The organism is Heyndrickxia acidiproducens DSM 23148 (assembly GCF_000374345.1).
In the GTDB taxonomy this organism is placed as follows: domain Bacteria; phylum Bacillota; class Bacilli; order Bacillales; family Bacillaceae_C; genus Weizmannia; species Weizmannia acidiproducens.
In genome coordinates, this window is sequence record NZ_KB893986.1 from 37,752 (window position 1) to 61,338 (window position 23,587).

23 protein-coding genes are annotated in these 23,587 nt (G+C 45.0%); 13 read left to right on the forward strand and 10 right to left on the reverse strand.

The genetic code is table 11. From position 1 onward, the window contains the following. Positions 1–45: 45 nt before the first annotated feature. Positions 46–408, reverse strand: coding sequence for a YtxH domain-containing protein (locus C232_RS0106025; protein ID WP_018662339.1), 363 nt, complete (start codon positions 406–408; stop codon positions 46–48). Positions 409–531: 123 nt separating this feature from the next. Between C232_RS0106025 and yhzF the strand changes: the two genes are divergently transcribed. Further along, positions 532–777, forward strand: coding sequence for a membrane protein YhzF (gene yhzF, locus C232_RS0106030; protein ID WP_155891544.1), 246 nt, complete (start codon positions 532–534; stop codon positions 775–777). A gap of 57 nt (positions 778–834) precedes the next feature. On the opposite strand, the gene C232_RS0106035 is transcribed toward yhzF, so the two are convergent. Both C232_RS0106035 and C232_RS0106040 read right to left on the reverse strand, forming a co-directional pair. Next, positions 835–1,353 carry a tryptophan transporter gene (locus C232_RS0106035; RefSeq protein ID WP_018662343.1) on the reverse strand — a complete coding sequence of 173 codons (519 nt, stop codon included), beginning with the start codon at positions 1,351–1,353 and terminating at the stop codon, positions 835–837. A gap of 272 nt (positions 1,354–1,625) precedes the next feature. Further along, positions 1,626–2,039, reverse strand: coding sequence for an HIT family protein (locus tag C232_RS0106040; protein WP_018662347.1), 414 nt, complete (start codon positions 2,037–2,039; stop codon positions 1,626–1,628). Between the two features lie 549 nt (positions 2,040–2,588). On the opposite strand from C232_RS0106040, the gene C232_RS0106045 reads away from it, so the two are divergent. From C232_RS0106045 to C232_RS0106055, 3 genes are read left to right on the forward strand one after another with little or no spacing between them, the layout of a single operon-like run. Then, entirely contained in the window at positions 2,589–3,335 is a 747-nt protein-coding gene (locus C232_RS0106045; RefSeq protein WP_018662349.1) for an ABC transporter ATP-binding protein, read from the forward strand. Beyond that, positions 3,322–4,536 carry an ABC transporter permease gene (locus C232_RS0106050; RefSeq protein WP_018662351.1) on the forward strand — a complete coding sequence of 405 codons (1,215 nt, stop codon included), beginning with the start codon at positions 3,322–3,324 and terminating at the stop codon, positions 4,534–4,536. Before C232_RS0106045 ends, C232_RS0106050 begins: the two co-directional genes overlap by 14 nt. 32 nt (positions 4,537–4,568) lie before the next feature. Next, positions 4,569–5,282 (forward strand): EcsC family protein, encoded by a 714-nt coding sequence (locus tag C232_RS0106055; protein WP_018662353.1) that lies wholly within the window; start codon positions 4,569–4,571, stop codon positions 5,280–5,282. Positions 5,283–5,372: 90 nt separating this feature from the next. On the opposite strand, the gene C232_RS0106060 is transcribed toward C232_RS0106055, so the two are convergent. The 3 genes from C232_RS0106060 to C232_RS0106070 all read right to left on the reverse strand — a co-directional run bounded on the left by C232_RS0106060 (position 5,373) and on the right by C232_RS0106070 (position 8,911). Continuing rightward, a complete protein-coding gene (locus C232_RS0106060) occupies positions 5,373–6,551 on the reverse strand; it encodes a M20 family metallopeptidase (protein ID WP_018662355.1) in 1,179 nt (392 codons plus the stop codon). Between the two features lie 147 nt (positions 6,552–6,698). Then, a complete protein-coding gene (locus C232_RS0106065) occupies positions 6,699–8,087 on the reverse strand; it encodes a hypothetical protein (RefSeq protein WP_018662358.1) in 1,389 nt (462 codons plus the stop codon). A 308-nt stretch (positions 8,088–8,395) separates the two neighbouring features. Further along, positions 8,396–8,911 carry an antibiotic biosynthesis monooxygenase family protein gene (locus C232_RS0106070; RefSeq protein WP_018662360.1) on the reverse strand — a complete coding sequence of 172 codons (516 nt, stop codon included), beginning with the start codon at positions 8,909–8,911 and terminating at the stop codon, positions 8,396–8,398. Positions 8,912–9,169: 258 nt separating this feature from the next. Between C232_RS0106070 and hemE the strand changes: the two genes are divergently transcribed. From hemE to hemY, 3 genes are all read left to right on the forward strand, one after another. Continuing rightward, positions 9,170–10,231, forward strand: a complete 1,062-nt coding sequence (gene hemE / locus C232_RS0106075) for a uroporphyrinogen decarboxylase (RefSeq protein ID WP_018662362.1) — start codon at positions 9,170–9,172, stop codon at positions 10,229–10,231. Next, positions 10,231–11,190: a ferrochelatase gene (gene hemH / locus C232_RS0106080; protein ID WP_018662364.1), complete on the forward strand. Its 960-nt coding sequence runs from the start codon at positions 10,231–10,233 to the stop codon at positions 11,188–11,190. The genes hemE and hemH overlap by 1 nt, the downstream gene beginning before the upstream one ends. Positions 11,191–11,296: 106 nt before the next feature. Next, the gene (gene hemY / locus C232_RS0106085) at positions 11,297–12,727 is read left to right on the forward strand and encodes a protoporphyrinogen oxidase (RefSeq protein WP_018662365.1); all 1,431 of its coding nucleotides are present in this window, start codon (positions 11,297–11,299) and stop codon (positions 12,725–12,727) included. 182 nt (positions 12,728–12,909) lie between these two features. Here the strand turns inward: hemY and C232_RS0106095 are convergent, their stop codons facing one another. Together C232_RS0106095 and C232_RS0106100 are read right to left on the reverse strand one after the other, a co-directional pair. Then, complete coding sequence (locus C232_RS0106095) at positions 12,910–13,887, reverse strand: DMT family transporter (RefSeq protein WP_026314499.1); 978 nt, start codon at positions 13,885–13,887, stop codon at positions 12,910–12,912. A 500-nt stretch (positions 13,888–14,387) separates the two neighbouring features. Then, entirely contained in the window at positions 14,388–14,951 is a 564-nt protein-coding gene (locus tag C232_RS0106100) for an SCO family protein (protein WP_018662372.1), read from the reverse strand. A gap of 93 nt (positions 14,952–15,044) precedes the next feature. Here C232_RS0106100 and C232_RS0106105 point away from each other — a divergent pair, with 93 nt between their 5' ends. Continuing rightward, positions 15,045–15,458 carry a FixH family protein gene (locus C232_RS0106105; protein ID WP_422723654.1) on the forward strand — a complete coding sequence of 138 codons (414 nt, stop codon included), beginning with the start codon at positions 15,045–15,047 and terminating at the stop codon, positions 15,456–15,458. 214 nt (positions 15,459–15,672) lie between these two features. Here C232_RS0106105 and yhfH read toward each other — a convergent pair whose 3' ends face one another. Beyond that, positions 15,673–15,816, reverse strand: a complete 144-nt coding sequence (gene yhfH / locus C232_RS19290; RefSeq protein ID WP_018662376.1) for a protein YhfH — start codon at positions 15,814–15,816, stop codon at positions 15,673–15,675. 288 nt (positions 15,817–16,104) lie between these two features. Here yhfH and C232_RS0106115 point away from each other — a divergent pair, with 288 nt between their 5' ends. The 3 genes from C232_RS0106115 to C232_RS0106130 all read left to right on the forward strand — a co-directional run bounded on the left by C232_RS0106115 (position 16,105) and on the right by C232_RS0106130 (position 20,374). Continuing rightward, positions 16,105–17,091 (forward strand): lipoate--protein ligase, encoded by a 987-nt coding sequence (locus C232_RS0106115; protein ID WP_018662378.1) that lies wholly within the window; start codon positions 16,105–16,107, stop codon positions 17,089–17,091. A gap of 135 nt (positions 17,092–17,226) precedes the next feature. Beyond that, positions 17,227–18,777 carry a fatty acid--CoA ligase family protein gene (locus tag C232_RS0106120; protein ID WP_018662380.1) on the forward strand — a complete coding sequence of 517 codons (1,551 nt, stop codon included), beginning with the start codon at positions 17,227–17,229 and terminating at the stop codon, positions 18,775–18,777. A gap of 331 nt (positions 18,778–19,108) precedes the next feature. Further along, positions 19,109–20,374 carry a M48 family metallopeptidase gene (locus tag C232_RS0106130; protein ID WP_018662383.1) on the forward strand — a complete coding sequence of 422 codons (1,266 nt, stop codon included), beginning with the start codon at positions 19,109–19,111 and terminating at the stop codon, positions 20,372–20,374. A gap of 109 nt (positions 20,375–20,483) precedes the next feature. Here the strand turns inward: C232_RS0106130 and C232_RS0106140 are convergent, their stop codons facing one another. Next, positions 20,484–20,717: an IDEAL domain-containing protein gene (locus C232_RS0106140; RefSeq protein WP_018662387.1), complete on the reverse strand. Its 234-nt coding sequence runs from the start codon at positions 20,715–20,717 to the stop codon at positions 20,484–20,486. A gap of 187 nt (positions 20,718–20,904) precedes the next feature. On the opposite strand from C232_RS0106140, the gene C232_RS18440 reads away from it, so the two are divergent. Together C232_RS18440 and C232_RS0106155 are read left to right on the forward strand one after the other, a co-directional pair. Continuing rightward, positions 20,905–21,456 carry a competence protein ComK gene (locus tag C232_RS18440; protein WP_018662389.1) on the forward strand — a complete coding sequence of 184 codons (552 nt, stop codon included), beginning with the start codon at positions 20,905–20,907 and terminating at the stop codon, positions 21,454–21,456. Between the two features lie 132 nt (positions 21,457–21,588). Beyond that, entirely contained in the window at positions 21,589–23,583 is a 1,995-nt protein-coding gene (locus C232_RS0106155) for a S9 family peptidase (RefSeq protein ID WP_018662394.1), read from the forward strand. Positions 23,584–23,587 lie beyond the last annotated feature (4 nt).

The window sequence follows — 23,587 nt, forward strand, 5'->3', positions numbered from 1 at the left end:
ACAAAAAAACCCAAAAGGCATGCCTTTTGGGTACGGGCAATGTTTTCAGGAAGGCTTTTTTTTCAGCTCCTGTTCAAGATGTTCAATTGTTCTTTGGATTTCTTTTATTTCGTTTTGCAACGCATCTTTATTTGGTTCAATGCTTCTTTGCCAGTCCTTGATGAATTGTTTAATGTCTCCGATGGCTTCCTTGGCAACCTGTAATCCGTCTGTTGATAATTCGTGGACGGATTCCTTCAATGCTTTCACATTTTGGGAAATATCTTTGGCCGATGCAATGAGGTCAGCCGATGTTTCTTTCAATTGCGCCCTGACTTTTTTCCCGGAAGCCGGGGTTGTGAGCAGTGCGGCGGCTGCGCCCACGGCACCTCCTGCCAGCATTCCGTAAAACAAGCTTGTTTTCTTCATCAATACCACCTCGTTTTGAAATACGCGCCTTTCTTCTATGATAAAAGGTTTGCGCCCTGTTTGTAAAATCCTATCTTTATATTTACCCGGCTTGGATCATGTTAATCCAAGCTGCCGCATACGATGATAGTAGCAGTTCTTGCCGGGCTGGGTATATGGCTAAAGAAACGGGGGAGTGGAATGGGCGGCATTTCGTTTGGTTTATTTTTGATGGGTGCCATCTTCCTGGCAGGCATGGCACATCATATCGTATTATTTCAAAAAAGAAGAATCTATCCGCCCCGGAAACGGATGAAGCAAAGAATTAAGCTGTTGGGCGGAGCCGGCATTCTGCTGTGGCTGCTTGCCATCATTTTTCTTTTGTTCTAATGCGGCTGTAAATAAAAGCCGCCAGCATAAACTGGCGGCAATCAGGATCATGTGGTTTTACATGCCCCGGGCAATATCTGTACGTTTTACGACTGTTGAAATAATCGGATGAACGATAAACATCACCACAGCATTTAAAACGGCAGCCGGTAAGACGATGGTGCCGAATAAAATAGCGAAGGGACCGGGAAGACCGATTAAAATATATGCGGATCCAAGAAACAGGGTCCCGGAAACGACTGTACCGATAGCAGTCAAACCAACCAGCATTGGCAATTTTTTCGAGAACCTGCCGGACAGTGCCAGCAGCCCGAAAAATACAAATGATGTAATGACCTTGTCAATGATGTTCGGGAAAAATCCGCCCGGAAAACTGGTTGTTAATCCTGCAATCAGCCCGCTTACGGCACCAAGGATCAATACGTATTTTTTTTCTCTAAATAAAATAATGCCTAAAAACATCATGGTGAGCATCATATCCGGCTTCATGCCAAAAATGAAACCCGGAATCACCGTATGCAAAACCGCACCGATCCCTACAAGCAATGCTAAGCTGACAAGTGTTTTTGTTTTCATCTGCCTGATCTCTCCTCTTCTCTTCTCATCTATTGGCTTTCCCGTTGTGCCCTCATGGCCAGCGGCGAAAGAAAGATTATTCATATTATAGCATGAGCAGATAAAGAGTGTGAATCCTTTTTACAAAGAAAGGCGGAAGCACACGCCAAATCGGCTGCTGGCAACAGTAAAATCCAGCCCTTGATGATTGCTGCCGGCCCTTTTAGCAGATTAAGAAAAGCACAGCAGGCTTAAATAAAAAATCCTGCAATGTACATGCAGGATTTTTTTGCTTAAAGATGTGCCGCGATGGAAGCAGCGATATTTTGCAGGTCTTCTGTGCTGTAGTCTTTTTCATGTGATTTCCATACTGCGCCAAAACCGTCGCCCTTTCCGTATCTTGGCAGCAAATGCATATGATAGTGGAAAACAGACTGCCCGGCAACTTCGCCATTATTATTTAAAATGTTCAATCCGATCGGGTTGAATGCTTCTTTCAACGCATTCGCAACCAGGGGAACGGATTCAAAAAAATTGCGGGCAATTTCCGGGGTTAATGCATAAATATTTTCTTTATGTATTTTCGGGACAATCAAAGTATGGCCTTTCGTTACCTGGCTAATGTCAAGAAAAGCATAGACATGTTCATTTTCAAACACTTTCGCACTTGGAATTTCTCCATTCACAATTTTACAAAAAATGCACATTCAGATCAACCTTTCCATGGGTTTGTGTTTCTTATTATAGCGCATGGAAAAATGAAAAGAAAGAAAATGGGACGGAAACCGCATGTCCCGTCCCACTTTGCAGGAGTATTTTCAGGTTTTAATGTCAAGTGCGTTCCCTTTGATTAACACTTCATTGATGATGAAAGTGCTATTCAAATGGGTTCGTTTCAACTTTTTCCAACACTATCATCCCCTTATTGGGTAAAAGTTTAAAGTCATTTGGCCTTTAAACATTTTAGATGATCTGCCGTCAACACCTCATTTGCTTTTAAATGCCGGTGCTTTGAAACATGATTGACAACCCTTTGTAAAGCGCGGTATTCGGTCTTTTACAACCACCCCGATTTGCTTTTTGGTTACCCCTGCATCCATAGAATGTGCAAATTCCTGAAATATATACAAATATGATGAAGAACTTTTGCTCAAGCAGATGCGCTTTTTCGTATACATTTAGTCCGGGCAGCTTTCATGGTACAATAACGTTACAAGTGAAATTCCAGACCAATGCAAAAGAAAGGAATCTATCCGATGAGCTTATTGGAAGTAAATCATTTAACGGGCGGATACACGAAAAAGCCTGTGATCCAAAATATTACGTTTACAGTTGACCCGGGGCAGCTGATCGGCCTGATCGGGCTGAACGGCGCCGGTAAAAGCACGACGATCAAGCATATTATCGGCTTGATGGAACCGAAAAAGGGACAGATTATCATGAATGGAAAAGAACTGAAATCAGGTCCTGATGAATACCGGAAGCAATTTTCGTATATCCCGGAAACACCGATTTTGTACGATGAGTTAACGCTTGACGAGCATTTAAAACTGACGGCGATGGCTTATGGGGTTGATGAAAAAACGTATGCAGAAAGGGTCACACCATTATTAAAAGCGTTCCGCCTGCATAAAAAGCTGGGCTGGTTCCCGGCGAATTTTTCAAAGGGCATGAAGCAAAAAGTGATGATTATGTGCGCTTTTTTAGTGGAGCCGCGCCTGTATATCATCGATGAACCTTTTGTCGGGCTTGACCCGCTTGGGATCCAGTCGCTGCTTGATTTAATAAATCAAATGAAGAAAAAGGGCGCAGGGATATTGATGTCCACGCATATCCTTGCGACGGCAGAACGATATTGCGACGGTTTTATTATTCTCCATAACGGGAAGATCCGTGCAAAAGGGACGCTTGCGCAATTACAGGCAGAATTTCATATGCCGGGGGCGACACTGGATGATCTTTATATCCAATTGACAAAGGAAGATGACGATGAACGTGATTGACAATCTTTGGAAAGTGCGCGCCGCTTTGTTTTTTAAAGAACTGAGGCGCTACAGCCGGTATATTTTTAATGACCATCTTCTGTTTGTTCTGATCTTCGGGGTTGGCGCTGCCGCCTATTATTACAGCGGCTGGGTCAAACATTTGCGGCCGGATTTTCCGGTTGCCTGGGTGATGGGGGCGTTTTTGGGGTTTGCTTTAACGGCCAGCCCGATTTATACGCTCCTAAAAGAAGCGGATAAAGTATTCCTGATTCCCATCGAAACACGCATGAAACGCTATTTCCGCAAGGCAGTCCTGTTCAGCTTCAGCATACAGGCATATGTGCTGCTGTTTGTACTGGCGGCACTAATGCCGATGTATACGAGCGTGACGGGACACGGGATCTCCAGTTTCTTTGGATTGCTGCTTTTGCTTTTCGTGCTGAAATGGTGGAACTTAAGTTTGAGCTGGAACGTCTTAAAGCTGCAGGATGCACATGCCTATACATGGGATTGGCTTGTCCGGTTTGTCTTGAATGTGATGTTGATCTATTTCGTTATAAAGGAAGCGCCTGTTTGGTACATTGTTGCCTTGGCCGTCATCATGCTTGCTTTGTTTTTGTATTTTTACTGGCTCGCGAAGGATAAAACGCTCAAATGGGATCTGCTGATTGAACGCGAGCAAAGAAGGATGATGGGTTTTTACCGGTTTGCGAATCTGTTTGCGGATGTACCGGAACTAAAGGGCCGGATCAAGCGCCGCAAATGGCTGGATCCGCTGCTTGGCGGCATCCGCTACGGGAGGGAAAATACGTATCAATATTTATTTGCACGTACATTTCTGCGCACAAGCCAATATTCCGGCCTTTATCTGCGTTTAACCGTGATCGGCGCCGTTTTGCTGTTTTTCAGCAATGAGCGTTATCTGGCTTTGATACTGGCGCTGGTATTTTTGTATCTGACCGGTTTCCAGATGATTCCGATGATTGGTTATCATGATTTGAAGATCTGGCCGCGTCTTTACCCGGTTTCCGGACGCTTGAAAGAAGGCTCATTTTTGAAATTACTGGCGGTTTGTTTGTCTATTCAAACACTCATTTTTGCCATTGCGGCAGCTTTAAGCGGTTCTTGGGCCAATGGGTTTTACGTTTTCATTGTGGGGGGCATTTTTTCCTGGATCCTGGTTACTTGGTATGTCCCCGGGAAAATCCGCCAAACTTAAAGAAGCGAATATCTACAGAGGGGTGTGATTCCATGGAATATGAGCTGGAAGCAAGAAGCGGGCTGGAGCAGTGGAAAAGAAAGATGGAGAAACGTTCCGGATTCCTGAACAGAACTGCAAAAAGCGCGCAAACGAAACTGAACCAGTGGATTCCTGAAAAAGTGCAAGCTGTAATAACAGAGAGCGTTAAAAAAATGGTGCAGGGTGCCTTATACAGTTCGGAATTTCTAACCAAAGAGCAATATCCGCAGCACCTGTCTTTGCAGGAGAAAGAGGACTTGATCCGGAAAAAGCTCGAACGCAGCAAGAAAATCGCTACTGCGGAAGGAGCAGGTACAGGGGCAGGCGGGCTTTTTCTCGGCCTTGCCGATTTCCCATTGCTTTTATCCATTAAAATGAAGTTTTTGTTTGAGGCGGCTGCAATCCACGGCTACGACACGGAAGCACCTTTTGAACGTTCATTTATTCTGCATGTCTTTCAGCTTGCATTCTCAAGCGAAGAGCACCGGCAGAAAATGTTAACGGTCATTGAAGGCTGGCAGGAAAATCCTGTATCCCCGGATGCGATTGACTGGCGGGTTCTGCAGCAGGAATACCGCGATTATTTGGATTTTGTAAAAATGATGCAGCTCGTTCCGGGCATCGGTGCGGCTGTCGGCGCCTATGCCAATTACAATTTGTTGGAGCAGCTTGGGGAAACAGCAATCCAGGCTTACCGGATCCGTTATTTTTCTTCCGGAAAATAAAAAAGCTGCACAGGCATCCCGCAAAGGAAGCCGTGCAGCTTTTTTTGTTGAATTTGGCGGCAATGAACTTTGCACGCGTATGGGCCCTGATTATGGCTGCTGATATTGAAGGGCGGCCGTTCCCAAAGTTTTGGCCGCAATCAGCATGGCTTTTTCGTTTATATCAAAACGGGGATGATGATGCGGGAAAGCAGGATCCGCCGTACCCGGATCTGCGCCGGTCAGGAAAAAGGCGCCCCTGACATGCTGGAGATAGTAAGCAAAATCTTCTCCAATCATCAACGGGTCAACGGCTTCAACTGCTGTGGCCTCTTCCACCTGCTTTGCACACGCAACTAAAAATTCTGTTTCTGCATCATGGTTTACAACCGGCGGGTAACCGCGGAAGAACTCGTATTCATAAGTGCAGTCTGCTGCCAGGCAGGTTCCCTTCACAATCCGTTCGATTTCTTTTTCGACGCTGTTGCGGACATCTTCATCAAATGTCCGTACCGTTCCGCTAATGGTTGCCGTATCCGCTATGACATTAAATGCATCACCGGATTCAAACGTTCCGACCGTTACGACGGCGGACCGGACCGGATTGACGCGCCTGCTGACGACCTGCTGGAGATTTGTGACTAGCTGCGCACCGGTGACCAAGGCATCTTTGGTCACATGCGGCTGGGCGCCGTGCCCGCCATGGCCCTGGATTTTAACAACAAAACGGTCGGCTGCCGCCATAATCGGCCCTTTGCGGTACTGGATATGCCCGATTGGCGCGGGTGCCCATAAATGTGTGCCAAAAATGACGTCAACGCCTTCCAGACATCCGTCTTCAATCATCGCTTTCGCCCCGCCCGGCGCAAATTCCTCGGCATGCTGGTGAATAAATACATATTCGCCCTCCAGCTCATCTTTTAGTTCATGAATGGCTTTCGCGAGGATCAGAAGCGTTGCGGTATGGCCGTCATGCCCGCATGCATGCATCACGCCCGGCACAAGCGATTGATAAGGCGCTTCGTTTTCTTCCTGGATCGGCAGTGCATCAAAGTCTGCCCGCAGCGCAATCGTTTTCCCCGGTTTCGCGCCTTTTACCCGGGCAATGACACCGCCCCCGCCGACATGTTCCCGTACATCCACGCCTAAATTTTTATAAAAATCTGCAATGTAACGGGCTGTTTCCACCTCTTTAAAAGATAATTCCGGATGCTGGTGCAGGTATCTTCTGATCTCCACCATTTCCGGATAGAATTCGTTAAGCTTTTTATGTAAGTCTTCCAAAGCCATTTTCTATATTTCCCCCTCAAGATGTTTTTTTTATTATATCACGAATATTTCCAGTTTAAAGAAAGAATGTATTTTTTGATGATTTTTGAAAGAGCGGGCAATGAAAAAAGCGGACTGCTTTTGAGCAGGCCGCCTTCTTTCGTACCGCTAGATAAGGAAAATTGCAACGATGGTTGTGACAACCAGCCCGATGATGACCGGGATTAAATTCCGCCTGGCAAGGTCAAAGGGATCGACATTGCAAATTGCTGCTGCCGGAATCAGCGCCCATGGAATAATCGTCCCGCCGCCGACAAAAATAGCTGCAATCTGGCCGAGCGCGGTCAATGCCGCAGCCCCTGAACCAATGGCATGGGAGAACAGGTTTGCAATCGAACCGGCTAGTGAAATTCCTGAAAATCCGGAACCGTCCAAACCGGTGATCACCCCCACGCCGGCGACAGTAAATGCGCCGAGTTCTTTTGAAATCGGTACAATTGCTGCCAGGCCCCCGCCGAGATCATTGACGATGCCATGGGAAGCTTTGGGCAAATCGGCGCCAATCATGGTGTTAAAACCGTCCCCGCCCAGATAGAAGAATGCGGCAATGGGGATCACGGGGCCGAACACCTGGAAACCGAACTGCAGGCCGTCGATTAAATATTTGGTCACTTTTTCAAGCCCTTTTTGACGATACCCTGAGAGTGTGATCATGAGCAGAATGACAATTGACGTACCGCCGACAAGTGAAGTGGCTGCGTCTCCTTGCAGCTTGAACATGAACATGGCAATGATGTCGAGGATGAACAAAATTGGAATCAGGATGGCAAATAATTTTTTGATGGCGGGTTTCAGTTTTGCTTGTCCGGATGCTGCTGCCTGAAAACCAGTTTGGCCTGTAACTTGCAGCACACCTTTTTTCATATCACGCTTTAACAATATAAACGCTGTGATCGTCGTTACCGCGCCCATTACAATCACAAGCGGGATGCTGGCTTCAATGACGGCTGAAACCGGCAGTCCGGCGCCGTCCGCAGTCAGCTTTGGCGCCCCCTGGATGACGTAATCACCGGAGAGCGCAATGCCGTGGCCAAATAGGTTCATGGCAACTGCCACCCCGATCGCCGGCAGCCCGACACGCAGGGCAACCGGCAGCAGTACCGCCCCCATGAGCGCAACAGCAGGGGAGGGCCAGAAAAATGTCGAGATGATCATCATTAACAATCCAATCACCCAGAATGCAAGGTTCGGCCCTTTGATTAATTTTGTAAAAGGCGCCACCATCATGTCGTTGATCCCGGTATCGAGCAAACTTTTACTCATCGAAACAATAATCGAAATCACAAGGATAATCGGCAGCAATTCTTTAATGGCATATACAAAGCTTGTAAATATCCCGCTAATGGATGCAGCAACCGATCCTGTTGCAATTAAAGCTATTCCAAAGATCCCGGCAATACAGACGATTGTTGTATCTTTTTTTAAAAGCATCATAAGAATGATCAAAAGTATAAAGGTCAAATACACCCAATGAACAGCAGTTAAATCTATGCCCATCACCATATCCCTCCTTTAAAACAGGATATGGCTGGAACATTGGGCGGGTGACTGTCCCGAAAAACCTATTGCAGGTCAATGCAGAGATTAATGATCGAAAAGGCTTTTTCCGGTATCCGCCTAAACTAAAAAAAACGGCTGCCCCATTCAGCAGCCGGCAAGTTTATCCCAACTTAACGGGCAGTGAGACTCCCGCCATAAGATTCAAGGTACGAAGAAGGGATAGGTGGAGATCAAACTGCCCGTAAAGGTTCAACTAATCATCGGTGGGGGATGAAGGGGAAACCCCATCGATGGAAGGGTTCACTTTATTTTTCTTCCTCTTCTTCCTGCGGCACGAAATAATCCTTTGTATATGCCGGGGCGTTGTAGGCAATTTTATTTGTGGCAATGCCTGTGATATCGAGGCTGTGGACAAGCTGGTAATCAAGTGAACGTTTCCACCTTTTGTAGGAATCTTCATCTTTCCAGGCTGTCATGGCAATGTAAGTATCCTCTTTTACAGGACGGAGAAGGCGGAAAGCGGCAAAACCAGGCTTATGCTCGATGACAGGCATGTTTTGCTGAACATGATACTCAAAGACTGGTTTTCCTTCGTCCGAAACCGGCAAATGGGTAAAAATGAAAAAATTGCCGTCTGCCAGTTCACCGGCGGCAGCGGCCGATTCGTATTTTCGCGGCGATGCAAAAACCGTTTTTCCTTCCGTTTCATGCAGCAGAAGGGTGTGTTCTGCATTTTGCATAAGAATGATTTTCTCATTTGCATACTTTTGTTTTATTTTCATTAAAAATTCATAAGTACCCGTCGTTATAAATATTTTCATATCTTCACCCCAGATCTTTTCTTACTTTTACTATATACGATCACATCCCTTTTAAACAGATCTAACTGCCGGCAAAGGCGTTTGCACCGGCTGAAATTCAGCAATTTTATGAAATGGTAAATGGTTTACTATACAATCATGCATCATAAGATTATAGTTAAACAAAGTTCATTCAAATGACAAGTTATATCGGTTTTTATTTTAGAAGAATTATTATAAAATAGAAAGTGACTGTGTGGAGCAAGGAGGATATGGATTTTGAAGAAAATAACCAATGATTCTCTGCTGAGGGCAGCAAGAGGAGAAGCAACGGACCGCGTTCCGGTTTGGTATATGCGGCAGGCCGGGCGGTCACAGCCGGAGTACCGGAAATTGAAAGAAAAATATTCTCTGTTTGAAATTACGCACCAGCCTGAGCTTTGCGCTTATGTAACGAGGCTTCCCGTCGAAAATTATGGTGTGGATGCTGCGGTTCTTTATAAAGATATTATGACCCCGCTGCCTGCGCTTGGCATTGATGTCGAAATACAAGCCGGAAAAGGGCCTGTTATACATAACCCGATAGAAACCCTGAAAGACGTTGAAAAACTGGGCGAACTTCATCCTGAAGCAGATGTTCCATATGTGCTGAAAACGATTGAAATTTTGGCACAAGAGCAGTTAACCGTTCCGCTTATCGGATTTTCGGGGGCCCCTTTCACCTTATCCAGCTATATGATTGAAGGCGGCCCGTCAAAGGATTACAAAAAGACGAAAGCGTTCATGTATTCCGAATCAAAAGCCTGGTTTGCGCTGATGGAAAAACTTGCAGATATGATTATCGTCTATGTGAAAGCACAAATCAAAGCAGGGGCGAGCGCCATTCAAATCTTTGATTCATGGGTTGGCGCGTTAAATGCGGAGGATTACCATACCTATATTAAACCAGTTATGCAACGGATATTTTCAGAACTCCGTAAAGAAAATGCCCCGCTGATTATGTTCGGAGTCGGAGCAAGCCATCTGATATCGGAATGGGATGAGCTTCCACTGAATGTGATCGGGCTTGACTGGCGAATGCCAATCGGGCAAGCGCGCAAGATGGGCATTTCAAAAGCGCTTCAAGGGAATATGGATCCGGCTGTTCTGCTTGCCCCCTGGGAAATCATTGAACAGAAAGCCGCTGCAATCCTCGAGGAAGGAATGAAAAAACCGGGCTATATTTTTAATCTGGGGCACGGCGTTTTTCCACAGGTTCAACCGGACATTTTAAAAAAATTAACAGCATTTATTCATGTATACAGCGAACAGCATTTATTGAAAAAAAAGGAGAAAATGTGATGGCAAAGAAAAAAATCGGCCTGCTTGTCATGGCTTATGGAACACCTTATAAAGAAGAAGATATCGAACGCTATTATACGCATATCCGCCATGGCAGAAAACCGGCAGAAGATATGCTTGCGGATTTAATACGAAGATACAAAGCAATCGGAGGCCTATCACCGCTTGCAAAAACGACGGAAAAGCAGGCATATGCACTCCAGGACAGATTAAATGAAATCCAGGATCAAGTGGAATTTAAAGCTTATATCGGCTTAAAACATATTGAACCATTTATTGAAGACACCGTCCGGAACATGCACGAAGACGGGATTGAAGAGGCAGTCTCCATCGTGCTTGCCCCCCATTATTCCATTTTCAGCGTTAAATCGTATAATGACAGGGCAAAAGAAACGGCTGAAAAATTGGGCGGACCGCATATTACCACCATCGATAGCTGGTATGATGAACCGAAATTCATTCGATTTTGGGCCGGCCAATTAAAGAAAACATATGCTACAATGAGTGAAGAAGAACGGAATAGCGCCTGTCTGATTGTTTCCGCGCACAGTCTGCCTGAAAAAATTTTAAAACACGGCGACCCGTACCCGGATCAGATTAAAGAAACCGCCGAACGGATTGTAAAAGAAGCGGGCATTCCGCATTATGCGGTCGGCTGGCAAAGCGCCGGCAATACACCGGACCCCTGGCTCGGGCCTGATGTCCAGGATCTGACAAGAGAATTGTATCATCAATACCACTATAAAGCTTTTGTTTACGCCCCGGTCGGATTTATTGCGGAGCACCTGGAAGTTTTGTATGATAACGACTATGAATGTAAAGTGGTTACAGACGAGCTTGGCTGCAGCTATTACCGCCCGGATATGCCGAATGACCATCCGGAATTTATCGATGCGCTTGCGACAATCGTTTTGCAACACGCAGGGCGGTCGTTTTTTTCCGGAAATGCGGTAAACTGATCAGGATGCATTTTTTCCTGCGTCTTTTGCAGCATGTGCTTTATACCGGGTGCGGCATACACATAAGAAAAAATATAAACACTATTAGCCAAAGAAGGTGCTGACAATGGCCGAGCGCAGAAAAAAAGTGGCCGTTCTTGGCGGAGGAATTACAGGCTTAACGGCAGCATACTATTTACAGCATTTGATTCAGGATCAAAATCTCCCGGTTGAACTGGTTTTGCTGGAAAAAGGGCGGCGGCTCGGCGGGAAAATCCAGACAATCCGCCGCGACGGATATGTGATTGAGCGCGGGCCCGATTCATTTTTAGCGAGAAAACCAAGTGCCCTCCGGCTGGTTCAACATATCGGTTTACAATCTGAACTGGTGTCAAATGCAACCGGAAAATCCTATGTGCTATTAAACCAGCAGTTGCATTCAATCCCAAAAGGCTCTGTGATGGGCATTCCCACGAAATTGGCGCCTTTTTTCGCATCGCCGTTGTTTTCGTTTTCGGGAAAATTCCGGGCAATGGCAGATTTTATTCTGCCGCGCGGAAAAATAGATCAGGATCAGTCAATTGGTGATTTTGTCCGTTACCGGCTCGGTGAAGAGGTGCTTGAAAATCTTGTTGAACCACTATTATTCGGGGTCTATGGGGGCGATGTCGATGACTTAAGTTTATCCGCCACGCAACCGCAGTTTCTACAGGCTGTCCGAAAGTACCGGAGTTTAATTCGGGGCATGAAAAAGTCTGTTGTGAACCCGGGTTCCGATTCAAGGCCCGTCCAGAAAAAAGGTGCATTCTATACGTTTAGAAACGGGCTGGAAACATTAGTGGAGGCGCTTGAAGAAAAGATTGGTGAAGCTTCCATTATAAAAGGTGTAACGGTTAATGCCATTGAGAAAAATGTGAATGACAGGGATTATACGATCATTTTGACAAATGGGAGCAGGATGTCGGCGGACTATATCATTTCTGCACTGCCGCATTTTTCCCTGCCGCATATTTTTTCAAAGTATCCGTTTTTTGAACCGCTGCGGCAGGTACCATCGACTTCTGTTGCGACCGTCTCGATGGCGTTTCCTGAAGAAGCGGTGAAGAAGGATATTGACGGAACCGGTTTTGTCGTAACGAGAAACAGCGACTACACGATAACTGCCTGCACCTGGACGCATAAAAAATGGCCGCATGCCGCACCAAAGGGTAAAGCCTTGCTGCGCTGCTATATTGGCCGGACAGCGGATGCGGCAGTTGTCGATCTGGCCGATGACCGCATTCGGAAAATTGTCATGGAAGACTTGAACAAAATCATGGAGATCACGGCCGACCCTGAATTTATGATTGTATCGCGCTGGAAATATGCAATGCCGCAATATACAACAGGCCATATGGAACGGCTGGATAAAATTTTCGAGCAGACCAAAAGGGAGCTGCCGGGCATTTCGATTGCAGGCAGTTCCTTTAGGGGAGTGGGCCTGCCGGATTGCATTTTACAGGGCCAGGAAGCTGTTGAACAGATGTTAAAATACTTTCATTTTGATGTAAAATGGTAAACCGTTAAAAACGGCCATTGCTTCCTAAAAGCAATGGCCGTTTTATGCACCCGGGTGTTCTTTGTTTTTTCTTCCTCCCGCAATGCCGGCATCATTTTTGACCAATAAAAAGACGACTCAGGCATTCATTTTTGATCACCGGGTCGTCTTTTTTTGCATTGCTTCATGTTACCTTAATAAGATTAGCGGCTTTTTGTCCGGCTGACACTGAGTTCCTGCGGGGTCTGCGGTTGCTTGTCTCCATTGAAGAGCGTCATGCAAGAGCCAATGACAATGAGTATAATCCCCGTTGCGGTCGCGGGAGTAATGGCTTCTTTTAAAAAGATCAGTGCAAGCACCGGTGCGAGCGCCGGTTTAATAAAGAAGACCATTGACGCTGTGGAAGCACTTGTTACGTCCATGGCAAGGAAATAAAAAGCAAATCCCAGCCCGGTTACAAAGATCCCGATATAGATCAGGCTTGGCGTTGTACTCCAAGTAATGCCATGTGTAATCGGCACATTTGCAAAAACGTCCAACCCTATGCTCCGGAGCCAGGCAGCAACAGGCGATAATTTGGAGATCAGCACCAGCACAAGCGTCTCAATACTGCCGGTGAAAAAGCTCAAACAAGTTAAAATAACGCCATCACATTTAAACTGCTGGCTCCCTTTTCTGCCGACCACGCTGTATAAGGCAAAAATAACGGCAGAAAGCAATGCATACGCAATGCCAAAAGGACTTTGGATAGCAAATGGATCAACAATACTTAAAATCCCGACCAGGCTGATGCCAAGCGCCAGCAATGTCCGCTTTGTAAGCCGTTCATTTAAAATAAAATGCGCCAGCGGGATGACAAACAGCGGGTTGCAGCTGAACAAGATTGCTACTGTGGAAGCCTTTGTATAAACAATTGCCAGCTGGTAAAAGGTCATGCTGATGACCACGCACAGAAAACCTGTGACCACAAAGAACATCCAATTCTCTTTTGACAACCTGAAATTGCTTTTATACATATGTTGAACGGCTAAAGGTGATAATATCAAAGCGCCAATAAAAAACCGCAGCAAATTCAGCTGGATCGGATTAAAATCGTTGGAAACCAATTTAATGGCAATTTCCATTGTACTAAAAAAGATTGCCGACAAGACAATGTATAAATATCCTTTTTTCATTCCCATTACCTCGATATTTTTGAATTGTTAAAAATGATTACCCGGTCATCTGATGTGTAAAAATCAGAGCAGTATCTTTCAAAATAGAATGCTGCATACTCAGATGCAGTCTATGACACTTCTTATTATACGGCAATACATTACAGATGAAAAAGAACAGTTATGTGAAGATATGAACGTGAGCGCGCCTCCCGGATCATGAATACGTTTAACAAGAAACGTATTCAAATTATCCTCGCGATTACGGCAAATATCGGTCCCATCTGTTCTGGAAGCCGGAATCTTGAACAGTTGCTTATCCGAAGACAAGGATCGCAAGGCGAACGATGGCCTTTCCCCCGCCAATTTGAGTTTCATAAACGGGATGAAAGCCATTCTGACTGCATAAATTGTTTAACACGGGTTTCATAAAGCAGAAGAAAAGCGGATACTTTCATTGCTGAAAGATCCGCTTTTTCCCATTACATAGAGGGAGCAGGGGTGAAATTTTCCTTAAGTGAATCAAACTATCTTAATCTCCCAATATCCTTTAAAATCGCTTCCGCATCAAAATCTTCATTGCCGTCGTAATCTTTGACGAGCTCGCCGTTTTTGTTAAGAAGGTAAAATTTTGTGCCGTGTACAACCTGGTCGTTTCCATCTGATTTTGCCACAGGGTTTTTAAAATTTTTCAACGCAAATTTTTCAATGGATTGCTGCGAATAGCCGGTAAGAAAATGCCACATTGAAAAATCACTATGAAAATGCCGGGCATATGACTTCAGTTTTTCAGGGGTGTCCACAGTTGGATCAACGCTGAAAGAGACCAGTTCCACATCTTTAAAGCCTTTTTTCCGGATGGCTTCCTGCAGCTCGCTCATATGCAGGGTCATTGGCGGGCAAACCGTTGTACAGCTGGTAAAAATAAAATCAGCCACCCACACTTTTCCCTTTAGATCTTTAAGGCCGAAGCTTTTCCCGTCCTGATTGGTATACTGGAAATCTGCTACCGGCTCCCCTTTTGGTGCGCAGGCGCCGCATACGAAAAGCAAGATCAAAATCACAGAAAAAATCAGCAGGCAGCGTTTCAATTCATTTCCCCCTTGAAAATAGTTCTTTACGAATGTAAGCGCTGTTGTTTATGATCATTATAACATGTTTTTCATTTTAGCACGGAAAAAGGAGTGGGAATCTTGAGAAAGATACAGGTCTGGGCGATTATTTTCTTATGCACAGCCGTCCTTGCCGCTTGTGGAATCAACAGGGAAGATAAATCAGGGGTAAAAGCCGCGAAAATGGTTCATGTGCAACTGGATGTGCCCAATAAGGCAAATGCAGGCAGCAGCATTAATTTAAAAGCATCGGTTACGCAAGGAAATCAAACAGTAAAAGATGCGGATGAAGTGATGTTTGAGATTTGGAAAGAAGGCGGGAAGAAAAATAGCAGCATGATCGATGCACGAAACCAGCACAATGGCACCTATACAGCACAGGTGAAACTGCAAGACCCGGGCAAATACGAAGTGCAGGTGCACGTTACAGCAAGGGATATGCATGTCATGCCAAAGAAAAAAATAATTGTAGAACAGGCCAAATAAGTGAAAATGGAGACCAGAAGTACGCTGGTGGATAGGAGCCGCAGCTGGATCGGGCAACCCGCCTCCCGCCACCTATTTTCTTCGCACCTTAAATCTTGGGATGGGAGCTCTTACTGCCCGTAATGTTGGGATAAACAAAAAAGGCAGGGTGACCGGTTATGTTGTAGACCATGAATTTGTTTACAACATCCGGCTTACCCCTGCTCTTTTTTTATCAACCTTCGTCATGGCTTTTTACATGCAGGCATTTGCAGCATGTATTGCTGTAGCAATCAAACTGTTCTTCAATTTTCTCACCGCATTCAACACAATATTTGTCAGGAAGATTTCTGAAAAAATCAAGTATACTTTGAACCATGTAAAACAGCTCCTTTTTTGTTATATAACTATTGTTTATGTAACATATTGTATTATAACAGTTTTTAAAAGTCAATGGCGAAATTGTGAATTTTATAAAAAGTTAATAAAACTGTCGCTGATACTTGGTACAAAATTGCCCGCATGATCTGGTTGACTTATAATTTAATTGGAAGGAATTTTCCCAGGTGGTTGTTTTTTCTCCGGACTGTCTGTACGTTTCATACATAAAGGGAAATCCATCGCGGCTAAATTCTGCTTTTCAAAACGATTAACAGGAGGTTTTTCCATGCTATTCATCGATAATCAGGGCATTACGGATCCGCGTATCAATTTGGCAATTGAAGAATATGCGCTGAAAAATTTAGATATCAATGAAACCTACTTGCTATTTTATATTAATCAGCCATCCATCATTATCGGGCGCAATCAAAATACAATTGAAGAAATCAATACAGACTATGTCGAAAAGAACGGTATCATCGTCGTCAGGCGGCTGTCAGGCGGCGGCGCTGTGTACCATGACCTTGGGAATATTAATTTCAGCTTTATTACAAAAGATGACGGAAACAGTTTCAGCAATTACCGCAAATTTACGGATCCTGTTGTGCAGGCATTGAGAAAACACGGTGTCCGCGCGGAATTGAGCGGACGCAACGATATTCAGGTCGGCAACCAGAAGATCTCAGGAAATGCCCAGTTTTCCACGAATGGGCGCATGTTCAGCCACGGCACACTGATGCTGAATTCGGAACTTGACAAAGTCGTGCAGGCCTTAAAAGTGAAAAAAGAAAAAATAGAATCAAAGGGGATTAAATCGGTACGCAGCCGGGTTGCAAACATTTCCGAATTCCTGGACAAGCCGCTTTCCATGCCTGAGTTCAGACAGCTGCTGCTGGAGAGCATCTTCGGCGGAAATGAAATACCGGAGTATAAGCTGACGGAAAAAGATTGGGAAAAAATTTATCAGCTTTCAAAAGAACGCTATCAAACATGGGAATGGAATTACGGCAAATCGCCGAAATTCAATTTGCAGCACTCGCAGCGCTTTCCGGTCGGATCCATTGATGTCCGCCTCGATGTCAACAAAGGGATCATCGAAAACTGCAAAATTTACGGGGATTTTTTTGGGGTCGGGGATGTGGCCGATATGGAGAAGCGCCTGACCGGCTGCCGTTATGAACACACGGCCATTGAAAAAGCGCTTAAAGAGATTGACGTGAAGCATTATTTTGGGAATATTAAAAAAGACGAATTTATCAGCTTAGTCTATTAAGAGCGGGATCCATTCTTTGCCGCCAGGATGCTAAAAGCAAACCGGCGGCAAAGAAGTGATTGAAATATAGGAATCATTTATATATAATGAACTTGGGAGAATGAATGACTATTCACTCAGGAAGGGGAGGGAGAAATGAATTTACCGTCAAGTTTAAGTAGTACGGCGAGTAAAAATGCGGATAAGGTCGCTTATTATTTTACGGACGAGCCGACTACATACGGGGAGCTGGACGGCGCGGTCGCAAAGTTTGCAAACGGTTTAAAACAGCTGGGTCTGAAAAAAGGGGACCATATTGCGTTATTGCTTGGCAATTCACCCCATTTTGTGATTGCTTTGTACGGGGCGATGAGGATGGGGATTACGGTCATTCCGATTAACCCGATTTATACCCCGGCGGAAATCCGGTATATTTTGGATAACGGGGATGTAAAGGCGGTTATCGCGCTCGATTTGTTTGTTCCTTTTGTGGATGGGTTGGATGCACAGCTGCCAAAAGTGGCACACTATTTGATTTGCAGCACGAACCCGGCACATGTAAAATCTGATTTTTCACACCCAAAAATGAAATCGTTTGCAGAAATATTGGAAACGGGTGTGCCGCAAGCGGAAGCGGTGCAGCTTGAAGATGACGATGTTGCAGTTATCCTATACACATCGGGGACAACCGGAAAGCCAAAAGGTGCGATGCTCACCCATAAAAATCTGTATTCCAACGCAAGCGATATTGGAGGCTATTTAAAAATGAGCAGTTGTGACCGTGTCATCACAGCTTTGCCCATGTTCCATGTATTCTGCCTGTCTGTCGCTGTCAATGCGCCGTTAATCAGCGGCGCCACAATGCTGATTGTGCCAAAATTCAGCCCGCGGGAAGTATTCCGCATTGCAAAGAAATATGAGGCGACTGTTTTTGCGGGTGTTCCAACGATGTATAATTATTTGTACCAGTTTCCAGACGGTGACCCGAAAGATTTTGCGTCGCTGCGCCTGTGCATTTCGGGAGGATCATCGCTGCCGGTTGCACTTTTGAAAAACTTTGAGAAGAAATTCAATGTCCTTATTTCAGAGGGGTACGGTTTATCGGAAGCTTCACCGGTAACATGCTTTAATCCGCTTGACCGCCCGAGAAAGCCGGGCTCAATTGGGACTAATATTGTCCATGTTGAAAATAAAATTGTGAATGAACTCGGGCAGGAGGCGCCGGCCGGTGAAGTCGGTGAATTGATTGTGCGCGGGCCGAATGTGATGAAAGGCTACTATAAGATGCCGGAGGAAACGGCAGCTGCGATCCGGAACGGCTGGCTATACACCGGCGATTTGGCAAAAATGGATGAAGACGGCTACTTTTACATTGTCGACCGCAAAAAAGACATGGTGCTTGTCGGCGGATTCAATGTTTATCCGCGTGAAGTGGAAGAGGTTCTGTATAATCACCCGGATATTGCCGAAGCCGCCGCACTCGGTATTCCGGACCCCGACCAGGGAGAGGCCGTAAAAGTATATGTGGTGGCGAAAAATAAAAACGTGACCGAACAGGATTTGTTCGAATACTGCAAGGAGCGGCTTGCCAAATACAAAGTGCCGAAAGAAATTGAATTTCTTGAGGAGCTGCCGAAAAATACAACAGGGAAAATTTTAAGGCGGCAATTGAAAGAACAGGTGCAAAAACAGCAATCCCGCAATTAAATCGCTTTGTAACTTTGCCGGTGCCGGTTCATTTTACGGATAAGGATCCGGGACCGGCACGGCTTTTTTATTTCAGCAAAAAGGCAGAAACCTTGTATTTCATTGAGCACTTGCTTTTTAGAAAATCGAAATTCAAAACTCATTTGTTTCTTAAAAAACGCATGGCTCGCTTTGGCCGGCGCAAATGTGATTGCTGCCGTGCCCGGGCTTATTTTGACATTGAATCATTTGAAATCTCTTTATTTGGATACAATATTTATAAACGCCGGTTCTAAACGACCGCCATGAGCGCTACATATATAAGGAGGGGACAAGGAGGGAGTGCGTTAAATTGAAGACAAAATGGGCCCTGAACGCAATATTGGCTTATCTGCTGTTCGGTTTGATCATGTATGTCTATTTATTTCACTTTGCCAGCACAGCCATTCCCGAGCGTTTTAAAGGAACAAACGCGGATCCGGCCACTTTTATGACAGGCCGGGAGCTGTATTTAAGCGAGGACTATTCAAAAATCCGCAATCTGCTGTTTTTCCTGTCCGCGCCTTATGAGTGGCTTTTTTATTTTTTAATCCTGATGCTCGGCGTATCCAAACTGTTTGAAAAATGGGCGCGGCAGACATCGCGTTTCCGGGTCGTGCAAACGGCTGTCTATTTATTTTGGTTTTCACTCGTGTCATTTTTATGTACCTTTCCATTGAGTTATATTTCCTACCGGTTCTCGAAATCCTATCATATTTCCACCCAGACCTTTACGGCGTGGATGAAAGATGAAGTCACCGAATTTTGGGTCAACTTCTTAATCATGTACGTGGTAATTACTGTCCTTTATGCCTTGATGAAAAAATACAAGCAAAGATGGTGGCTGCCAGCCTGGCTCTGTTCGATTCCATTTACAATTTTTATGATGTTTATCCAGCCGGTCGTCATTGATCCGCTGTATAATGATTTCTACCCTTTAAAAGATAAAGCGCTTGAGGCCAAAATCCTTGCGCTCGCCGACAAAGCCCATATTCCGGCAGACCATGTGTACGAAGTAAATATGTCGGAAAAAACCAATGCTTTAAATGCCTATGTGACCGGAGTTGGATCCAATTCCCGGATTGTGCTCTGGGACACAACCCTTAACCGGCTCAGCGACAGGGAAATTTTATTTGTCATGGCGCATGAAATGGGGCACTATGTTGAAAAGCATCTTTATTTCGGGATTGCCGGCTATATTCTGATCATGCTGGCAGGTTTGTGGCTTGTTGCTAAAATCATGGCCCGCATCATCAACAAGAACGGGAAAAACTGGGGAGTCGATGAAGTAGCCAATTTAAGCTCGCTGCCGCTTTTCCTATTGATTTCTTCTGTTTTGCTGTTTGCTTCGAGCCCGCTGACGAATTGGGCTTCCCGCTATGAAGAGATGCGCGCGGACAAGTACGCGATCCGCACAACCCATGATCAAGAAGCGGGGATTAAGACGTTCCTGATATTAACCAAGGCAGGGCTGAGCGAGGTTAATCCGCCGCTTCTGGTCAAACTTTTCCGCTACGATCATCCAACCATGCTGGAAAGAATCCGCATGCTGGATAGTGAAAAAGGAAAAAATAAATAATAATCAATGTTCCCGGAAACGGCGGTATTCCCGCCGTTTTTTCGTGTACAGGCAAAAAGAAAAGGCTGGCGCAAATCAGCCGGGACAGCCGGTTTGCGCCAACCTCGTATTATCCGAATTTTAAATTGATCTGTTTTAATTCATTTGTGAGTTTCATGAACTGTTCTTTGTCATGAAGGTCAAGGGCCAGGTCGATCTGTTTCAGAAGTTCTTCTCTTTCTTTGTTGAGCAGGATCTCATTCAGCACCATGTCTGTAAAAATGTGATCCACAAATTTCTCCATCTGCACTTGGTTCATCGCATGTTCCTTCGTCAAATCAGAGTAAGATTTTTTGTTTTCCAAGTTAGATCACCTTTTTCGCTTTTTTTCATTATACAGATATTCGAATTAAAAATCAATATAAAAATAAAATTTTTCTGAAACAATGAATAAATGTAAAAAAATAGATATTTTTTGAAAAAATACTAGAAATTGAGGAAAATTGTCCTATAATGGAAGTAAATATAATTTACTAACTAGGGGGAAAAGTATGACAAGGGAATTTGACACTGACTATGAAATTTCGCCGTATACAATGGCCATTGTCCCGTACCATAATGGATCGGAATCCGGTTCAAAGGTGTTTGAAATCAATTGTGAGCTGCTTTTGAAAGAAAATCCGCTGGAAATTGTAAAATACAGCTGTGCTTATTTTGGATCCAGTTATGAGGGAAGAAGAAAAGGTACAGAAAACCTGATAGAAGTCAGGCTAAAACCACCGCTCCTTATAGATCCCCACACAAATATTATTATTCTTCCTACTGCATCGCCAAATCATCCAAAATGTATCTGGCTGGTTCCGCAGCATATCAAAAGCCACCGCCAATACGAGGGCAGGACGACAGAAATTATTTTATCCAACCAGAAAAAATTGATTATCCCGATCAGCCACGGGTCCTTTCTCAACCAGCTGCATAAAGCCGCAACATTGCAAATGGTGTATGAGCGCAACAGGCGGCGCGCAGAGGAGAAGTATTTAATGCGGCAGAAAATGCTGAAGCAGTATCACGCTTATGAAGATCACGAGCCATACCAATTTTGAAGAGGAAAGCCGGAAGCCTTTCGCTTCCGGCTTTTTGGACACAGGGGATATTGTTTTTTTTGGAAAACAGGAAATGGGCAACACAATGTCGAAAACGATAGGCAAACAGACTTAAAAAAGAAGGGCAGATATTTGATGATGAAATCAGGTATAATAGAACAAGATTTATATGAACTTCAATCCGTTGCCAACCCGCAGCTTTCACCCGGCGGAAAAGAAGTGCTTTTTGTAAAAACACATATCGATAAAGAGAAGAAAGATTATGTTTCAAATCTATTTTACATAGGGTTGGAGGACCGCATCATCCGCCAGTGGACATACGGAAACTGGCGTACACATACACCGCGCTGGTCGCCTGATGGCAGTAAGGTTGCTTTCGTTTCCAACCACTCCGGAGAATCGCAAATTTATGTGCTTTACAAAACGGGCGGTGAAGCAAAGCAAATCACTTTCTGCAAAAATGGCGCAGAAAATCCCGTCTGGTCACCGGATGGCAGCAGGCTTGCCTTTTCGGCTGTGCTTGGAAAAGGGGAGACCATTCAAAACCGGGCAGATCATAAAAAGAAAGACGAAAAAAAAGAAGCAAAGCCGGTTGAAGTGGAAAAAATGAAATACAAGGCGAACGGGAAAGACTTGCTGGATTCCGGCCAATTTAAGCAAATCGGCATTGTCACAATAGAATCCGGGGAAATGGAGCAAATCACAGAAGGGGAGAGAGATTACGAGCTGGATTCCTGGTCGCCTGATGGCAAATATATTGCATATTTAGCAGATCCTGCAGCAGATCAGGATTTCTCTTTCACACTCGATTTATTTTTATACAATGCGGAAACGAAACATTCCCGGGCTGTGACAAGCGGGACAGGCGTTTTTTATCAGAGTTCGTGGTCGCCGGACAGCCGGTATCTTTCGTTTCTCGGGGAAGAAGATGAATTTAAAAATGCCACCCATACGAAAGTCTGGCTGTATGATCGTAAGAAACAAACACTGAAGTGCCTTACAAGCGATTTAGATGTTCCGGCCGGGGATTTTGTTGCGGCTGATTTCCAGCAGGGGGCGTCCCTTCCCGGCGCAGAGTGGGCAGCAGACAGTGAAAGCTTTTATTTTATTGCTACTGCCCGGGGTGGAACAGCCGCCTATTATGGAAATGTAAATGGAGAAATCCATCCGGTTATGCTTGAGAAACAATATATTTATGGTTTATCCTTAAACAAGGAAACACATCAGGCGGTTGCGGCAATCAGCACCCCGGTCATGCCCGGTGAACTTTTCCTTGTTGATCTGCAAAACGGTACAAAGCAGCAGCTCACAAATGTGAATGGTGATTTTTTACAGGACCGCACTTTGGCAGATGTGGAGTCTTTTACGTTTACGGGTAATGATGATTATACAATCGAAGGATGGATGATGCGGCCGGCAGGATTTGAAGAAGGGAAAAAATACCCTTTAATCCTTGAAGTGCACGGCGGACCGCATGCTATGTACGGCTATGCCTATTTTCATGAGTTCCAAGTGCTTGCAGCCCGGGGGTTTGCAGTCATGTTTATGAATCCGCGCGGCAGCCTCGGATATGGCCAGAAGTTTGTGAATGCTGTGCGCGGGGATTACGGCGGCAAAGATTATCAGGATATAATGGATGCTGTTGATTATGTTCTGGAACATTATGATTTCATTGATGCTGAAAAACTTGGCGTAACAGGGGGCAGCTATGGCGGGTTTATGACCAACTGGATCGTTGGCCATACGAACCGCTTTAAAGCAGCTGTGACCCAGCGTTCAATTTCGAATTGGATCAGCTTCTACGGTGTGAGCGATATCGGTTATTACTTTACAGAATGGCAGATATTGGCCGATTTAGGTGAACCCGAAAAACTTTGGAAACATTCGCCGCTGGCATACGCGGATAAAATTGAAACGCCTTTATTGATTTTGCACGGCGAAGAAGACCACCGCTGCCCGATTGAACAAGCTGAACAGCTCTTTATCGCGCTGAAACGGCAGCATAAGGAAACCAAGTTCATACGCTTTCCGCAATCCAACCACGAACTCTCAAGAAGCGGCAAACCCGAACTCAGAATCAGCCGTTTGGCATACATCAAAAACTGGTTTATTCAATACTTGAAATAAAAAG

Excerpts from the sequence above, each read along its gene's own strand:
- C232_RS0106115 (WP_018662378.1), top strand. The coding sequence starts at position 16,105 with ATGCTATTCATCGATAATCAGGGCATTACGGATCCGCGTATCAATTTG.
- C232_RS0106055 (WP_018662353.1), top strand. The coding sequence starts at position 4,569 with ATGGAATATGAGCTGGAAGCAAGAAGCGGGCTGGAGCAGTGGAAAAGA.
- yhfH (WP_018662376.1), bottom strand. The coding sequence starts at position 15,816 with ATGGTTCAAAGTATACTTGATTTTTTCAGAAATCTTCCTGACAAATAT.
- hemY (WP_018662365.1), top strand. The coding sequence starts at position 11,297 with ATGGCCGAGCGCAGAAAAAAAGTGGCCGTTCTTGGCGGAGGAATTACA.
- C232_RS0106035 (WP_018662343.1), bottom strand. The coding sequence starts at position 1,353 with ATGAAAACAAAAACACTTGTCAGCTTAGCATTGCTTGTAGGGATCGGT.
- C232_RS0106025 (WP_018662339.1), bottom strand. The coding sequence starts at position 408 with ATGAAGAAAACAAGCTTGTTTTACGGAATGCTGGCAGGAGGTGCCGTG.
- C232_RS0106095 (WP_026314499.1), bottom strand. The coding sequence starts at position 13,887 with ATGGGAATGAAAAAAGGATATTTATACATTGTCTTGTCGGCAATCTTT.
- C232_RS0106070 (WP_018662360.1), bottom strand. The coding sequence starts at position 8,911 with ATGAAAATATTTATAACGACGGGTACTTATGAATTTTTAATGAAAATA.
- C232_RS0106060 (WP_018662355.1), bottom strand. The coding sequence starts at position 6,551 with ATGGCTTTGGAAGACTTACATAAAAAGCTTAACGAATTCTATCCGGAA.
- C232_RS0106045 (WP_018662349.1), top strand. The coding sequence starts at position 2,589 with ATGAGCTTATTGGAAGTAAATCATTTAACGGGCGGATACACGAAAAAG.
- C232_RS0106120 (WP_018662380.1), top strand. The coding sequence starts at position 17,227 with ATGAATTTACCGTCAAGTTTAAGTAGTACGGCGAGTAAAAATGCGGAT.
- C232_RS0106065 (WP_018662358.1), bottom strand. The coding sequence starts at position 8,087 with ATGGGCATAGATTTAACTGCTGTTCATTGGGTGTATTTGACCTTTATA.
- C232_RS0106050 (WP_018662351.1), top strand. The coding sequence starts at position 3,322 with ATGAACGTGATTGACAATCTTTGGAAAGTGCGCGCCGCTTTGTTTTTT.
- C232_RS0106040 (WP_018662347.1), bottom strand. The coding sequence starts at position 2,039 with ATGTGCATTTTTTGTAAAATTGTGAATGGAGAAATTCCAAGTGCGAAA.
- yhzF (WP_155891544.1), top strand. The coding sequence starts at position 532 with ATGATAGTAGCAGTTCTTGCCGGGCTGGGTATATGGCTAAAGAAACGG.
- C232_RS18440 (WP_018662389.1), top strand. The coding sequence starts at position 20,905 with ATGACAAGGGAATTTGACACTGACTATGAAATTTCGCCGTATACAATG.
- hemH (WP_018662364.1), top strand. The coding sequence starts at position 10,231 with ATGGCAAAGAAAAAAATCGGCCTGCTTGTCATGGCTTATGGAACACCT.